We start from the raw sequence: 16,111 nt of genomic DNA, 5'->3' as shown, positions 1-16,111 counted from the left end.
TGTTCTCCTATTTTTATCTCTTATCTATTGTTTTTGCAATCAAGTCACCCGTGTATTGGATAACCTGGACGAGCACAATTAAAATGATAATGGTTGTAAACATCACAGCCTCATCATAACGGTAGTAGCCAAAACGAATGGCTAAGTCACCAATCCCGCCGCCGCCGACAACCCCGGCCATAGCAGAGTATCCGATAAGACTGATGGTTGTAATTGTAATTCCTTGTACGATTCCTGGTTTTGCTTCAGTTAATAAAATATCTTTAATAATCAGCCAAGGGCTTGCTCCGACTGATATAGCCGCTTCAACTACCCCCTTATCAATTTTCCGCATCGATGATTCTACTAACCTTGCAAAGAAAGGAATCGCTGCTACCGATAAAGAAACAGAGGCTGCCACCGGCCCAATTGTACCGCCCACAATGGCTTGTGTTAATGGAATTAATGCGACTAGTAAGATAATAAATGGGATCGAGCGAATTAAGTTTACAATCAGTCCAAGGATGCTTTTGATCCATACATTTTCTAAAAATAACCCTTTATCCGTGACATATAGCAGAATTCCTACAGGAAGGCCGACAAGAATAGCAATGGAAAGGGAGATCCCGACCATAATGACTGTTTGAATAAAAGCTTTATTTAATTCTGGCAGCAATTGAATAAATGTATCAATTGTCATTCGTAATCACCTCCACCCCGACCGCTTTTTCATCTAAGTAAGAGATAACCTTATCAATTTCTTCTTGGTCCCCTATCAGTTCCATAATGAAGACCCCGAGCGGCACTTCTTTGATGTATTCAATTTTCCCGTGCAGTATATTTCCTTTTATATCAAATCCTTTTAACACATCAGAAACAACGGATTCGAGCGCGACCTCTCCTTGAAAATGAATCTTTATGATCGTCCCTAGGCATGTGTTCATTAATGTTTGCGGGAGCTTAAACTGCATGACGCCATCGATAAATTCTTTTGTCAGCTTTTCTTTTGGCTTAGCAAACAGTTGATACACACTTCCAAGCTCGATAACCTTCCCGTTTTCCATCACAGCCATTCGGTCACATATCTCTTTTACCACTTCCATCTCATGAGTGATGAGAACAATCGTAAGACCTAGCTTTTCGTTTATACTTTTTAACAGTTTTAAGATGGACTGGGTTGTGCTTGGATCAAGGGCAGAGGTTGCTTCATCACAAAGGAGAACCTTTGGATCATTTGCCAGCGCTCTTGCAATACCGACTCTCTGCTTTTGACCGCCACTTAACTGGCTCGGGTAGTGCTGCGCTTTATCAGAAAGGCCGACTAAATCAAGTAATTCTAGAACTTTCTTTTCACTTTCAGCTTTTGATTTCCCAGCAGCCTTTAAGGCGAAAAAGACATTATCAAATACCGTTTTAGATGATGCGAGATAAAAATGTTGAAAGATCATTCCTATTTTCTGTCTAGCCTCTCGCAACTTACTAGCTTTTAATGAGACTAGGTTCACCCCATCTACATAGATTTCTCCAGAGGTTGGCTTCTCCATTAGATTAAGGCAGCGTAAAAGTGAACTCTTTCCTGCTCCGCTATACCCGACAATACCGAAAATTTCTCCTTTTTCAACCTCAAGGCTGACATTATCCACACCTTTAATCAGGCCCTTTTTTGTTTTATATTCTTTGATGACATTCTTGACCGCTATCATGATTTCCACCTCAGAAACTAAGTAATCTTATTTGAAAACTCAACTTTGTAAATATGTTGGTTCTAGTTCTTATCCACTTCCGTAAAACCAAAAATAAAAACCTCTTCCTATTCAGAAAGAGGTTTGACAATTAAGATCGCACCTCTTATCTTTCAGAGCCATAGCTCTGCAGGATTTAGCACCGACTAAGTATAAACTTAGAGGTTGCCGGACGTCATAGGGCCTGTCCCTCGGTCGCTCTTGATAAGAGTTTTAAACTATTCAAATTTTCTAAGTTATTTCATCATAATAAAGGATTAAAGAAATGTCAATAGTTTTCAGAGTTATTCGCCTAATAGCTGTAAGAATTCTCGCGTACGAGCTTCTTTCGGATGTTCAAGCAGCTCTCTTGCCTTACCTTCCTCCACTATGAACCCGCCATCCATAAAGAATACTTTATCAGCCACTCGTTTTGCAAAATTCATTTCATGCGTTACGATTACCATCGTCTGTCCTTCTTTGGCCAGCTCTTCGATAACTCTGAGAACTTCACCTACGAGCTGCGGATCTAGTGCTGAAGTTGGCTCATCAAACAACATGACATCAGGATTCATCATTAGTGCTCTAGCTATAGCCACGCGCTGCTGCTGTCCTCCTGATAACGCATCTGGATACTTATCCTTATGTTCAAACATGCCTACTTTCTTTAAAAGCTTCTCCCCATCTGCAAGAACAGTACTCTTTCTAGCTTTCTTAACGGTTAAAGGAGCCTCTATGATATTTTCCATGACCGTTTTGTGCGGAAAGAGATGAAAGCCTTGAAAGACCATCCCGCTATAAGCGCGCAGCTCACTTATATCTTTTTTGGAAACATTCTTTGCTCCAAATTTTACTTTTTTCTCACCTATTGTGATCGTACCGCTGTTAGGCAGTTCTAACACATTTAAGCAGCGAAGAAGAGTTGTTTTACCGGAACCTGAAGGCCCTATTAAACAAACCACTTCCCCTTTTTCAACAGAAAAGTCTATAGACTCTAAAACGGTATTGTCGTCAAACTTTTTATTAAGCTTAGATACATTAATCATTTTGAGTCCTCCTTTATCGCTTACTTAAGTAACGATTATATCTCTTCTCTAATCTTTCTTGGAAATAACCGATAATAATACATACCACCCAATAAATAAGAGCGGCTGTTATATACATCGTCATACTATCAAACGTACGGCCAGCCACAAGTCTTGAGCTGTACAATAATTCTTGGACAGTAATAACCGACGCAAGAGAGGTACCTTTCACGATGTCCATAAAAATATTAAAAGTAGGCGGCAAGGCAATTCGTGTTGCTTGAGGGATAATGACCCTTCTTAATGTTTGAACATAACTCATTTGCAGTGAAGCAGCTGCCTCCCATTGACCACGCGGAACGGACATGATGGCTGATCTAACCACTTCGGCATTGTAAGCAGCAAAGTTAAGACTGATTCCAACAATCCCTGCAACAATAGCACTCTTAAATTCAACACCTAGTACCGGAATGCCATAATAAAGGATAAAGATAAATACGAGTAAAGGCGTTCCCCTCATAAATGAAATATAGATTCTAGCGGGCCATCTGATAAACCAGAACTTCGACATCCGCGCAATCCCTAAAAGCAATCCTAAAATGAGAGCAAAAACCATACTGAACAGAGCAATTATCATGGTTACTTTTAATCCTTCAAGTAAAAAAGGAAGTGAATTCATCGCTAATTCCGGATCATATAGATACTCCCACTGAATTTGATTAAACCATTCAAGCATACTACCCCTCCTTTATTAAGGTTCTCAAAAAAAGAAATACAAAGGAAGTTCCTTTGTATTTCTTGTTCTTTCTTCTTATAATGTACTACGGAACCTGTCTTATTCTCCGTCTAAACCAACGACTTCTTCATCAACAGGCTCTGAAACATCTTCACCAAGAAATTCCTCAGACAAACGAGCTACTGTACCGTCTTCAATTAACTCTTGTACAGCCTCATCTAGTTTTTCTTTAAGAGCAGTATTCCCTTTTAACACAGCCATTGCACTTTCTGTTGCATGATATTTCACTTGATCAGCCACTACTAGGCGGTCATCACCAAACTCATCAAGCGTACGTTGCAGGACTAAACGATCGTTTAGGTAGGCATCCGTATTTCCGTTCATAACATCACGTAAAATAGCCTCTGTTCCACCATCATAAGCTGTTCCATTTGCCCCAATATTATCAGCAAAAATTGCATAATTACTTGTTAGCGAACCAAGTGCCACATCTACACCTTCTAAATCATAAGCGTCACTAAAGCGATCAGCATCTTCAGATCTGACTACAACCGATCCGTAAGAATATTTATGAGGAATGACAAAATCAAATGTTTCCTTACGTTCTTCAGTAATCGCAAAATCATGTGCCGCTACATCAATTTGACCATTTCGTAATGAAGGAAGAATCCCATCAAAGTCCATTGTATTAAATTCAATTTCAAGACCTAATTTATCTGCTACCTCTTTGACAAGCTCTACTTCAAAGCCTGTTAACTCATTGCTTTCATTGTAGTACGTAATAGGGGCATATGTTCCAGATGTACCCACCACTAATTTGCCTGACTCTTCAACTTCCGTCCAAGAAGTATCTTCACTTTCACCAGTTGTTTCTTCGTTATCTGTCACTTCTTCATTATCTTGCTCTGAATCTTCCGTTGCGCCGCAAGCAGCCAACACCAATACTAAAATAAGTGCAGTCATCAATGATAATAATTTTTTCAATGCAATAAGCCTCCTTAAAACCAAGTAAATTAATCTGAATAGTAAACTTAAATTACCACGAAAATTTTCATATGTCAATTACTAATAATCAAAATAAAAAAGCTCTGCATGAATACAGAGCTTCTGACGACAGTTCACTTATACATTACATGTACCATCTGAACAATCATTATTACTAACTTCTTGCTCAGTAGAAATATTTACGGCAGCTTCTTCCTTTACTTTTTGTAATACATCTAAAAATACGTGAGTTGGCTGCGCTCCTGACACAGCATACTTTCTCTCAAATACAAAGAAAGGAACTCCTTTGACTCCAAGTGTTATTCCCTCCTGCTGATCTTTCTCAACTGTATCCTTAAACCGATCACTTGATAGCAGTTCCTCAGCTTCTTCCTTATCTATTCCTGCTTCAGCTGCCAGTTTGCTTAAAATATCACGGTCACCTATGTGCAGGGAGTCAGTAAAGTAAGCCTTTAACAGTCTCTCAGTTACTTCAAGCCCCTTTCCTTGTTCATAAGCAAAATGGGTAAGCCTGTGGGCATCAGCTGTATTTGTACGAATGGATGTATCGAAGTTAAATACTAACCCTTCTTCTTTTGCTTGCATAGCCACTTGATCACTCATTTCTTTTGCTTTCTCTCTAGTCATTCCATATTTTTTGGCTAATACATCATATAAATGATCTTCACTGTTACGCTCTGCATCTGGGTCTAGCTGATAGCTGCGAAAGATTAACTCTACTTTATTTCTATCCTCAAATTGCTCTAAGGCTTTTTCTAACCGACGTTTGCCGATGTAGCAAAACGGACATACAAAATCTGACCACACTTCAATTTTCATTATAATCCCCCTAATCTATTTTAGTTAAATTATAGAATTACATTAAGAAAACAACAACGCAGACGCCTTGACCCATTCAGCTTGCCCGTGTATTAGGGTGTCTCACTTCTTTTCTATGAATGCAGTGAGCCGTGACGAGGTAGATGAGGCCTGTCACTACAAAGGTTATAAATCCTGGGGACCAGTGATCAGGTATGAGTATATAGATTCCAGCTCCAAGTGCAGATACAATCAATCCTGATTTATTATACCGGTAGCTGTCCTCTGCTAACTTTCTAAAATCTTCTTCTTCAAACGTTAACTTTTTCAAAGATAAAAAGTCAGCTACAATTACAGCTGACAGGGGAATAATAAGTACTCCCAAATAAGAGATATATAACTGCGCTTCATTTACAAGAGCCGGAAACGCACTTAACGTGACTGCACAAGCTCCAAACAACAAAGCACTTCTCACCCTGCCAAGACTCGGGATACTGTTTAGTAAACTATATCCACCAGTATAGGCATTACTGATATTTATCATCACCATCGATGCAATGGAAGCCACTAAAATAAGGAATAAAAAAAGTGGTGAGTCTGTCAATTGACTCGATACTACGTATGGATTAACCTCACCAGTTAAAGCTGCTGTATAGGCCCCAAGGACGGCAGTTAAAAAGAAGCCGCCAGTATTGCCGATAAATAATCCAGTAAATGCATGTTTTCCACTCTTTGCATAGCGAGCCATATCAGAAGCTGCGCTCACTCCAGATATATATTGAACGAAAGCGAGGCTTGCAAAGAACAACATCATCGTCACAGTTTCAAAAGAATAGGAGCGTTCAGCACCACTAATGAGAAAAGAGAAATTCTTGCCCTCTACTTCACTTGTAAGAAGGATGTACAACATGACCAAACCACCCACAAAAAGAAAAGGCAAGAAATAGTTAGCTGCTCTTTTTACCGCATCAAACCCTATTAGCGCTAATACAGCCATAATTGTAGCTGCAATCAGGGCGATGAGCAGAAAAGGTACATTTATATTAAAAGATCGCAGAATCAGTTCTTTTAGTAAATAAGCTCCTCCTATTGTTTGCACAGCAAACCAATACATAGAGGTAAGCGTCCGTATAGGAGAGGCCACATAACGCGCTCCCTTATATCCGAGAATAGCTCGTATTGAATATTGGGCTGGAATGCCGTATTTTGCTCCTGGCAATGATAGAAAGGAGACAAATAAGAAAGCTAACGCTGCTCCTATTACTGTAGAGAAGACGGCTTGAATAAATGTGAGCCCCCCTGCTGTCACTGCTAAAGCAGGAACCAATACATTACCTGCATTAACTGAGACGGCCATTTGAATAAATGTATATTGTAATGCCTTGGTTGTTTGTAAGTCTCTTGGTACCGCCTCGAGTCCATATTGTTCAACCAACGGTTTCGCTGATTTATATATAGTTTGGCTCTCTCGTTCCTGCCCCACGTTTCCCATTCCCTTCTCCCTCGAAAATTAATCTGAAAATTATGATATTATAATAACTCAAAACAAAGTATAATAGACATACATTATACAACCTGGGGGGATTTTTATGTTTATCCGCAACTGTCTGACTCCAAAGAATGAATTAACTTTACTTCAGTCTTCAATAACGATTAAAGAGGCTTTATCATTAATGCAAGGCTCTCACTACAGTTTACCAGTGGTGAATGAAGAAGGCTCCTACCTTGGTATTTTGAGCAAGAGATCTATTTTAGAGTATATGGAAACTCAAGATGATGAAATGACACTTGCAACCCTTTATAAGCATGAAATCTCAAACTGTATTGATGTCAGTGCAAATGACAGCGTTGATCTTCATGCAAGCCACTTTGAAGATTGTCTTCCCATTATTGTAAGATATCCGTTTGTTCCTGTATTAGATAACGGAACATTTGTGGGGATTGTTAAACGTTCATTCATAGAGCGTACACTTGAAGATTGTTTCGGGGTAGGTGTTGATGGCACACGTATTCTGATCGGGGTTCATAATCAATCCGGCACCCTGCATACGATCACAAAAATTCTACATAAGTATGATATTAATATCATATCCGATATCGCATTTGAAGCGGATTCTTCCTATCTTCGCCGGATTCTAATAAAGATTGAAAAATCTCCTCACCTTGATAAAGTCACCTCAGAAATTGATAAGCATGGATTTCGCATTTTAGAAATTGAATAAAACAAAAGCAGACTCAACTGATGAGTCTGCCTCTTTTATATTTAGCCTAATTTCGCTTCTTCAATAGGGGCTTTTCTTTTTTGCAGGCCTTCTTCTAAGCCTTTACGGTAGCCCTCTTTATAATAGGATTCAAGCATTTGCTTTATCTGCTCCCTCACCAGCGGATCACGGATGGTCGCAACAAATGGATCCTCTAATTTATGATGCTTATGACTTTTCATGTCTCCTCACACCTTACAACAATTATTTGTGTACTCATACCCTCTTTTCAAAAAGTCTAAACACCTTTTTTAGAAAGATTTGCTTCTTTTTTTATTTCTATTAAACTGAAGCTAGGATAACTAAAAGGAAATATAAGGAGATGCGAATATGAATAAGGACACTCTAAACAAAGATACTCTTTTTGAAATTGTTGAAAAGCACAAAGATAACTGGATCCAAATCAGCCGATACATATGGGAGAACCCTGAGCTTGGAAATGAAGAATTTAAAGCGATGGAAGCTCTGACTGATGAGCTTCGCACCCATGGTTTTGAAGTAGAGACAAACGTTGCTGATTTAGAAACTGCTTTCATTGCTAAATTCCGCTCGGAGAAACAAGGCCCTACACTTGGCTATTTTGCTGAATATGATGCCCTGCCTGAGATTGGACATGCTTGTGGACATAACCTTATTGGAATGATGGGCACCGGTGCAGCCATTGCTCTAAAAGAAGCGGTTGCAGAATTCGGAGGTGAAGTAATCGTATTTGGCACTCCAGCTGAAGAAACGAACGGAGCTAAAGTAACCTTTGCCGATAAAGGACTTCTAAACGACCTTGATGCTGCATTAATGGTTCACCCTTCTGGTGTTCATGAGAGAAGCGGCTCATCAATGGCAATGGAAGCTGTACAATTCGATTTTTACGGCAAGCCAGCGCATGCAGCAGCAAGCCCGGATCAGGGCGTAAATGCACTAGAGGGAGTTATACAAACGTTTAATTTAATTAATTCTCTCAGACAGCACTTGCCTGATGATGTGAGAATTCATGGCATTATCACAAACGGTGGAGACGTTGTAAACGTTGTGCCGGCTAGAGCACAAGCACAATTTTATGTACGCGCAAACGAAAAGCAGGTGCTAGAAGAAACATCAGCAAAGGTAAAGCGTTGCGTAGAAGCTGCTGCTATTGCTACAGGATGTGAATTCAAGATTTCAAACCATGAACTTAGCTACGATAACCTTACGACGAATGAAACGTTATCTGAGCTTTATTGCCGGAATCTTATAGCTCTTGGTGTTGCACCAGAGGAAATTCTAAAAGACCAAGACCATGGCTCACTAGATATGGGAAATGTGAGCCAAGTGGCACCATCTATTCACCCTTACATCAAGATGGAGAATTGTCCATATTCTGCCCATACAGAAGGATTCCGTGATGCCACTGGTGATTCTAGGGGATTTGAAGCGATGATTCTAGGTATTAAAACACTAGCTGCAACAGGTTATGATTTATTAACCAACCCAGCTTATGTAAAAGAAATTAAAGAAGAGTTTGATCGTACCGTGGCTAGAGAGGATAGATAATAAATAGAAGGAGGCTGCAGCTGGCGGCCTCCTTCTCTCATTTTAATTACACTCCTACCCTCTGATTCACTTTCAGGAGTTGTCTTAGGTCGTTTGTCAGCACACTAAATACATCTTCTCCAAACCATTCAAGTGAGACCTCAACTTTCTCAAGAGAATCACTCAACAGCCTGAAAAACCTCTGATAATCGATACATCCTTCAAACAATGGAATCATTCCTTCCCGGGTTCCAGCTGCAGCATAAACATTTTCAGGTGCAAATACTCGTAAGTGATCTCTTGAGGTAATGTTTTTTAAGTGAACATGTTCGATATACGGTTCTAGCGCAATGAAGCCAGCAGCTGGATCCACGCCTGCCTCCCACATGTGAAGAGCATCGTAATTTATTCGCAGGGCTTGATGATCTACTTCCTCTATTAACTGCAACGTTGACTCAAGCGTATCAGCCAGCGTATTAGGGTGTGTTTCAATTAATAGGAGTTGATTATGCACTGCTAAACTTCTACAAACGGCTTGGAGCTGCTTTACAATATGACTCCTTTCCTCTGCAGTTACCTCTCCACTTGCTTTTTGTCCTGCAAAGGTTCGTAATTTATTTGTACCCCAAAGCTTTAGTAAATCAGCTTTCCTTTCTGTGGTTCCTATTAATTGTTCGACAGACTGATTAAGCGGCAGGTAATCACTGAGCATACTGACGGTCAGCCCTTTTTCAGCCATATTCTTCTTATGAAATGCTGCATCCTCTATTGCATTTTTAGCATGAACCGCCCATAATTCAATGCCGCTGAATCCTTGGTCACTCGCCCAAGTCGTAATCTCCTGTAATGAGTGCAAATGATGTCTAAACGTAATCGTACATAATGATACATTCATTATTAATGCCTCCGTTTCATCATGAAAGCGAAAGGATCTGGTGCCCTTCCTCTTCTAGCCTCTTTTTGTTCATATTATCTTGACCAACTTGGTTCTGCCTGTTGCTCCATTTCTCAAAGTACTGCTTGAGTGCATGTTTTATGGCTGTCTCACGCTCATCTTGATGATCAAGCTGCATATGGATCGCTTCTTGATGTTTCTCGTCTCTAGTCATCGCTAACTTCATGGCACGATACTGAACCGTTGTATATCCTTTAACTAAACGTTCAATTTCATCACACCACATCTCAAACTCTTCCTCATCTAACTTGAGCTCGTTGAAAAAATAAGCAAATGCATGTTCATAGGCATATTTCCTGATAGCCAGGACCGGAATTTGTTTTAAACTGTTACCTAATTCATGAAGTTCATTTCTGCGCTCCCCCTCTGTAAAGGCAGCCACGATAGAACGTATCCCTTCAGTCATCGGGTTGCAATCAAGTTTCAAACATGTATTAAAATAAGCTTCAATCGTTTCATCTGTTGGCTTTACCAGCTCTCTTTCATCAAAATAATAGCCGCCGCCCACTGTAGGTTCCATAATCGCATTTAAAATTTTCTTTTTTAAAAGAGTGCCTTCCCATCGAAAGTCAGGGTCAAACATCATCCACTCTTCTGGATTGCTAGTGGTATCCAGCATGACGTAATGAGGAAAAGGGCGTTGGTGAAATTTATTTTCACGCTCTGGCAGCAACGATAAATCAAGCATGACCATGAGATGGCGTCCACTAGGCTTATCTTCCATAAGCTTAAGCATATTCTCTACATTCTCTTCCTTAGACAGTTCATCTTGATACCAGCGATTTAACTTGATTCCATATAGATGCTCATACCAAGTACAAAAAAAGTCATGATTTATAATTTCAGAGTGATAAGAAAGCACATAATCCTCTGTAATGTCAAAGTCCGCATCCCATACACCGAAGTAGAATGGCCGGTGATCTAATCCCTCATTTTTTTTAATAACTTCACACACACAGCTCACAAAACAATGTACTTTAATCACAACATATCACCTATACTACTTTGCTTTGTTACAGAAGAAATAAACTGTGCCAAGCTTGAGACTGTATAGAAATCATTAGGAGCCAGCTCATCGTCTGGCACCTCTATCCCATAATCGACTTCAAGGTGCAGGATAAGCTGTAAGATCATCACTGAATCCATGCATAGATCTTCATTTAATCTAGCTTCCTTATGAAAAGCATCTATAGCAGGCAAATTAAGATGTTTTTCTAAAATATCATATAAAAGTGTAATTGCCTTCTCTTCTGTCATGCATAAACCCCTCCAAGCTTTTTACGGCTCACTTTTCCATTCGCCATTCTATCAACTTTCTTTACTCGTACCCACTCAACAGGCACTTGATAAGGTGCTAGATTATGTTGACACCATTGTCTAAGATTGATGGGATCAATTTCTTCATCACTAGAATAAAGCGCACATACACGTTCACCAGCATAGTCGTCTCTTTTTTTAAATACGACTGTATCTTGTATTCCTTTATACGAACGAATGATATTTTCCACTTCATGCGGGTACACATTTAATCCAGCGACATTGATCATCTCATCGATTCGCTCAAGAAAATGAAGAGTCCCTTGCTCATCAAAATATCCTAAATCTTTTGTTTGAATTGTTTGTTTGTCTATTTTAATGACTATCTCTTCAGGGTTTTCTTTGCCTTGCCCGCTCGTCACATCTAGATGAGACAATACCTTCCCGATTGCATTTGCTTCTGATACATTTGCATTCACACTTACACATCCTGCTTCTGAGCAGCCGTATTGTTGCAGCACTCGTTGTGATTTTTTTTGAAGCAGCCGAAACCAAGCATCCGGTAAAAGTGTGCCAGAGGTCATAACAGCGTAAAAACGTTCCTCTATTGGCAGCAACCTTGACAAGGTATACAATAATGTCGGTGCAGCATAGAGGATATGTACAGGGTATTCTTTTAATTTTTTCACAATGTATTTTGGATTGGGATTCGTAATAATGACTGGCACAGACCCTCTTTTCATTGCTGCCAACACCCCGCTTATTAACCCGTACGAATGATTTACAGGGCATGCGACAATCGATGTTGTGACCATATTAATAGAGAGCTTGACATTATAATTCTCTAGTTCCCTATCAATAGAGGCCCAGGACCGTTCAATACACTTAGGCTCTCCCGTGGTCCCTGAACTCAATTGAATTAGAGAGCCGCTGTGATCATCTCCCTCTTTCTTTAATTGAATCGGACTTTCGATATCATGATGAATTAAATAATGTGATTTGGTATGTTCAGCCGTCCGAATTGCTGCCCCTAGTGGATGCTTTGCATGTATCGGCGCGACTGACCCACCTTTTTTCTTTATATAAAAGTACAACGCTAATAAGATAAATGCATCTTCATGACAGACAGCGATTCGATGACGATCGCACTCTTTTAAGTAATCAAGCTGGTCAAATACCTTAAATTGCTCGTCTAGGTCTTGGTGTGAATAATACGTATCGTTAACATAGAACATGTTCTGCCCTCCGTGTGTCTTGATTTATAGCAAGCGAGTTTGACACCAAATGCCTATGTTCGATCTGGCTTTCTCGATTTAGCTTCTTTTTTAATAATGATTCCGCCATGATATTCTCTCTTCTATAGTCGATATGGGCCGCTCTCTCTCTATTTTCCGGAAAACAACTTATATAGTCAGTTAGTTCTTTATCTACAAGCTCCCAGAACTGCTCTTCAGAAATGAAACCTTCCCTATCAAGCAGGAATGACAACTCAGAAAGGTTATACACAAACAACGTATCCATCACGAGTTCGCGTAGGGCTTCTACTTCTTGCATCCAATAATATTGATTGTCCTTTGCTCCGTTATATACTTCATCAAGCTGCGTAAAATCGGGCAAACCTTCCTTGCTTTTAAGAAAGGAATCGACATATTCAACGCTCTCGTGAAAATCTCTCAGTGCCACCCTGAGCGGCCAGCCCTCTTTATGAATCAATAGCATGTTTTGGCTATGCGCCTCAAGAGCGATGCCGTGGTTAACTAATAGATGCCAAACAGGAATAACTGCCGACTTAATTAATTGAGTAGCCCATTTTTCTACTCCGTATTTTTTGATCCACTCGGAGATGAATAAATGACCATCTTTCTCTTTTAGCAATATTGCGTTAAAAGGAATAAATTCTTCATTACTCTTCAAATAGTTTGTTATGTTCTCCCGCCAGATAACAGCTAATTGACCAGACGAATCATTGCTTTGACAACCTTTTGGCTCAAATAATGCCCCTGCGTATTCTTTTAACATCACTACACCTTTATCTAGTAAATAGTCATCTGATAAAAGGACCTTATGCAGCCAATCAGATAGAGCCGGAGCTGTGCAAACAGAGTGCGGCACCAGCGTCCTGACAGAGGAGGTATGAACCATATTCATAGATAGCTTGATCATGGCTCTCTGTGGATTAGACCGATTCATGAGCGTTCGAACAGATTGTGTAGCTCTATATAAATCTCCAAATTCACCTAATTCAATGATGTCATGGCTTTCTAGGGAGTCCGCATATTGTTCCTTTATTGCGTCCCATTGCCAAGGATGGACAGGTAAAAAAGTGTACTCATCAAGCTGCCCCCCTTTTTGGCATAAGGCTAAGACTAGATCCCTCCATTGGTTCGTGCCTAACTCTTTCTGCCAGAAGCTTTGTTCTTCTTTAGGATAATTAAATTTCAGGTCTTTCCTTTTCACAGCAAGCCATACTAACGAAAATTCTTGTCCGGCCTCCGGACCATACCTTTTGTGGTCTTCCACTGTAAATCCAGTTCTTGATTTAAAACACGGATGATACGGATGTCCTTCTATAATAGCTGAATCTAACTCAAGTCCATTTACCTGCCTTCTCGATAAAAGCTGGGGTATGTGTTCTTCGTTCCAATCTGTTAAGTAAATCGTTTGCTCTAGTTCTTGTAGAAGAAGGCGGCCTATCTCTGCCTCTGGATTTAACTCTGCAATAAATTCAGCAATGACCGCTTGATGGATCTCCCCGCTTGAGGTTAGTTTGTAAACCAGCTCCTCCTCAATACGAATCCGTCCAAATGCAGATATCTTTCCTGTACACCTAAACGTAGCTGACCTTCCATGTATAAAAAAGTGACTAAGCTCCCTACTAACCTTCTCCTCTTTATAAGGAAGCATCTTCTCAAATAGTATTGCTTCAACTAGCTGCTTCCTTACTCTAAGAGCAGCTTTAGACTTTGGCACTTTCTCTACCTGCATAAGGGACCTCTCCTTTTTCTTTAGATGTAAATGGATTATCAAGCGTTGCGTAAACAGCTTGTTCTAGAGCTGCAGTAAGTTCATCTACATCATGAAATCTAGTGAGTAAATTTGCTTTAAAAGCTAACTTTTCTCTCGTAAGAAGCATCTCTAGTAATCTCTTGCCAGCACCATGACATAAGGTATACATCTCTTTGAGTTGATCTTGAATATAGTCAAGTATTACATTCTCTTCTAGTAGACCATCTGCTCCGAAACGATAAACAATAGAAAACAAATGATTTATAAATAAATAATACGTAAACCGTTCTTCGATCAGCTTCTCTTCATAAAAGAGCTCAGGTGTTTTCTGTAAGGATTCCTCCATTTTCAAGAGTCGTTCTCTATATTGTGTGGATAGGTAATACCCCTGGTTATCGCGGTAATAAAAAGAAGCAGGGTAGCCGGCAGAAAGATTAATTAAGCTGTTTTGCTGGTGAGCTTCTAAGGCAATTCCATACGTATCATATAAATGGATGAGTGGTATGACCGTCTTCTCAAAATAGTTCTTAAACCAATCAAAACTAACATCTTCTTGACTTCTCCCCTCATCCATTGCCAGTTCCTCTATAAGCTGTTGGAGCATCGATTTCCTACCAGGAAGTGCATCTTGAATAAGTGCTGCGATTGGAGTCACACCGGCTTCATTTCCATTTGTAAAAGGGTTTGATCTAATAATGACCTCAAACCCGCTCTCTTTCATTCCTGGAATACTTACAGTAAGAAATGCTGGGTCATGAATAAATTGAAAAGAAGGGTATTCTTTAAGCAAAGGGAGTTTCTTTAATAGCTTTGTCATATTGCGTCCTGCGTACAATTCATGTTTTTGGTTATTACGCAGTGAATTCGTTACCTTCACCGGTATGGAAAACTTAAACATCCAGTTACTTTTCTTGTTATACACTGTTCTAATCGATGAAGTAGCATAGAATTCCGGCCCCATTGCACCTGCTTCTTCAATTAAGCCTTTATCCATTAATGTTTTTACTTGAGGCTGAGTTATAAGCCATTGTGCTTGTAATGGATGGACTGGCAGCAAGGACCAACCAGGTGTCTGTTCTCTAATTTCTAACTCACGTAAAAGTAATTCTCCGCAAGATGCGTCGCCATCACTTTGATCAACAATGAGAGAATTGTTCACCTTAAAATAATGCAATTGAAAATGTCCATTCTTCTCTGGACTAAAGCGTTCATGCTGCCAGCTTGCGATCCCTTGTCTGCTTTTTGGAGTAGGATGAAGCCAGTGACCAAATACCAGCGACTGCTCAAAATCAATAAATTCTCGATTTCTAGGAGAGGCTGTTTCTTCTTTTTTTATTGCGTGGTCAATAAATTGAGCCATTGTTTGATAGCTATCTATTAGTCTAAGGAGTAATTCATCGAAATGAGAATCGCCTGCTCTTGATTCAGCATTTGCTCTCATATGTAATTCTCGGATGAGTGTAATCATTGCTTGCAGCTTCTCTTCTTGTACCCACTCACTACAATAGGGGGATTGCTTATATACGTTCCCGAAAGAATGAGTGCCTACAAGGGACTTATACGTTACTCCAATTGCATATGTAAGTGATTGATGGGGCAAAGATATAAAAAGGATATAGGGTTCATTCATTTGTTTTTTAACCTCTTGATCTTCTGCCTCCTCTAGCCTCACTACCTCTCTAACATCCATCTCACGTACATAGCAATTCAAGAATGCCTTAAATGAAGCTTGTTCTGCAATTAGCTTGGCTGTGCTTTGCATACTCTCATCCTTTCTACTTCTATTTACCTAGTAATTGATACTCATTCTCAATTAGAATGAAGAAAAAAACGGGTTTCCCCGCTTTTCCTTCGTGAAATGA

16 protein-coding genes and 1 riboswitch are annotated in these 16,111 nt (G+C 39.8%); of the genes, 2 read left to right on the top strand and 14 right to left on the bottom strand.

Going from position 1 to position 16,111, the window contains the following annotated elements:
• Positions 1-13: 13 nt before the first annotated feature.
• The 7 genes from A33I_RS12445 to A33I_RS12415 form a co-directional block, all read right to left on the bottom strand.
• Complete coding sequence (locus A33I_RS12445) at positions 14-679, bottom strand: methionine ABC transporter permease (RefSeq protein ID WP_022628735.1); 666 nt, start codon at positions 677-679, stop codon at positions 14-16.
• Positions 669-1,682, bottom strand: coding sequence for a methionine ABC transporter ATP-binding protein (locus tag A33I_RS12440; RefSeq protein ID WP_022628734.1), 1,014 nt, complete (start codon positions 1,680-1,682; stop codon positions 669-671). The genes A33I_RS12445 and A33I_RS12440 overlap by 11 nt, the downstream gene beginning before the upstream one ends.
• 142 nt (positions 1,683-1,824) lie before the next feature.
• Positions 1,825-1,932: riboswitch (SAM riboswitch) on the bottom strand.
• Between the two features lie 73 nt (positions 1,933-2,005).
• Positions 2,006-2,746: an amino acid ABC transporter ATP-binding protein gene (locus tag A33I_RS12435; RefSeq protein WP_012957220.1), complete on the bottom strand. Its 741-nt coding sequence runs from the start codon at positions 2,744-2,746 to the stop codon at positions 2,006-2,008.
• A 13-nt stretch (positions 2,747-2,759) separates the two neighbouring features.
• Positions 2,760-3,461: an amino acid ABC transporter permease gene (locus tag A33I_RS12430; RefSeq protein WP_022628733.1), complete on the bottom strand. Its 702-nt coding sequence runs from the start codon at positions 3,459-3,461 to the stop codon at positions 2,760-2,762.
• A 99-nt stretch (positions 3,462-3,560) separates the two neighbouring features.
• Positions 3,561-4,445 (bottom strand): transporter substrate-binding domain-containing protein, encoded by an 885-nt coding sequence (locus tag A33I_RS12425; protein ID WP_022628732.1) that lies wholly within the window; start codon positions 4,443-4,445, stop codon positions 3,561-3,563.
• 138 nt (positions 4,446-4,583) lie between these two features.
• Positions 4,584-5,285 carry a DsbA family oxidoreductase gene (locus A33I_RS12420; RefSeq protein ID WP_022628731.1) on the bottom strand — a complete coding sequence of 234 codons (702 nt, stop codon included), beginning with the start codon at positions 5,283-5,285 and terminating at the stop codon, positions 4,584-4,586.
• Between the two features lie 76 nt (positions 5,286-5,361).
• On the bottom strand, positions 5,362-6,756 hold the full coding sequence (locus tag A33I_RS12415) for a purine-cytosine permease family protein (protein WP_022628730.1): 1,395 nt from the start codon (positions 6,754-6,756) through the stop codon (positions 5,362-5,364).
• 97 nt (positions 6,757-6,853) lie between these two features.
• Between A33I_RS12415 and A33I_RS12410 the strand changes: the two genes are divergently transcribed.
• The gene (locus A33I_RS12410; protein ID WP_022628729.1) at positions 6,854-7,486 is read left to right on the top strand and encodes a CBS domain-containing protein; all 633 of its coding nucleotides are present in this window, start codon (positions 6,854-6,856) and stop codon (positions 7,484-7,486) included.
• A 41-nt stretch (positions 7,487-7,527) separates the two neighbouring features.
• On the opposite strand, the gene A33I_RS12405 is transcribed toward A33I_RS12410, so the two are convergent.
• Positions 7,528-7,707, bottom strand: a complete 180-nt coding sequence (locus tag A33I_RS12405) for a hypothetical protein (protein WP_012957214.1) — start codon at positions 7,705-7,707, stop codon at positions 7,528-7,530.
• Positions 7,708-7,855: 148 nt separating this feature from the next.
• On the opposite strand from A33I_RS12405, the gene A33I_RS12400 reads away from it, so the two are divergent.
• Positions 7,856-9,052, top strand: a complete 1,197-nt coding sequence (locus A33I_RS12400; protein ID WP_022628728.1) for a M20 family metallopeptidase — start codon at positions 7,856-7,858, stop codon at positions 9,050-9,052.
• A gap of 46 nt (positions 9,053-9,098) precedes the next feature.
• Here A33I_RS12400 and A33I_RS12395 read toward each other — a convergent pair whose 3' ends face one another.
• From A33I_RS12395 to A33I_RS12370, 6 genes are read right to left on the bottom strand one after another with little or no spacing between them, the layout of a single operon-like run.
• Positions 9,099-9,926 (bottom strand): sugar phosphate isomerase/epimerase family protein, encoded by an 828-nt coding sequence (locus A33I_RS12395; protein WP_022628727.1) that lies wholly within the window; start codon positions 9,924-9,926, stop codon positions 9,099-9,101.
• A 19-nt stretch (positions 9,927-9,945) separates the two neighbouring features.
• A complete protein-coding gene (locus A33I_RS12390) occupies positions 9,946-10,971 on the bottom strand; it encodes a DUF6005 family protein (RefSeq protein WP_022628726.1) in 1,026 nt (341 codons plus the stop codon).
• Positions 10,968-11,243 carry a petrobactin biosynthesis protein AsbD gene (gene asbD, locus A33I_RS12385; protein ID WP_012957210.1) on the bottom strand — a complete coding sequence of 92 codons (276 nt, stop codon included), beginning with the start codon at positions 11,241-11,243 and terminating at the stop codon, positions 10,968-10,970. Before asbD ends, A33I_RS12390 begins: the two co-directional genes overlap by 4 nt.
• Positions 11,240-12,478 carry an AMP-binding protein gene (locus A33I_RS12380; RefSeq protein WP_022628725.1) on the bottom strand — a complete coding sequence of 413 codons (1,239 nt, stop codon included), beginning with the start codon at positions 12,476-12,478 and terminating at the stop codon, positions 11,240-11,242. The genes asbD and A33I_RS12380 overlap by 4 nt, the downstream gene beginning before the upstream one ends.
• Positions 12,465-14,228 (bottom strand): IucA/IucC family protein, encoded by a 1,764-nt coding sequence (locus tag A33I_RS12375; RefSeq protein ID WP_022628724.1) that lies wholly within the window; start codon positions 14,226-14,228, stop codon positions 12,465-12,467. The genes A33I_RS12380 and A33I_RS12375 overlap by 14 nt, the downstream gene beginning before the upstream one ends.
• Positions 14,200-16,011: an IucA/IucC family protein gene (locus tag A33I_RS12370; RefSeq protein ID WP_022628723.1), complete on the bottom strand. Its 1,812-nt coding sequence runs from the start codon at positions 16,009-16,011 to the stop codon at positions 14,200-14,202. The genes A33I_RS12375 and A33I_RS12370 overlap by 29 nt, the downstream gene beginning before the upstream one ends.
• Positions 16,012-16,111 lie beyond the last annotated feature (100 nt).

It is taken from the genome of Alkalihalophilus marmarensis DSM 21297, from assembly GCF_000474275.2.
GTDB classification, from domain to species: Bacteria; Bacillota; Bacilli; order Bacillales; family Bacillaceae_D; genus Alkalihalophilus; species Alkalihalophilus marmarensis.
The sequence above is the reverse complement of the archived record's forward strand: the minus strand, read 5'-3'. Positions and strand labels throughout refer to the sequence as shown.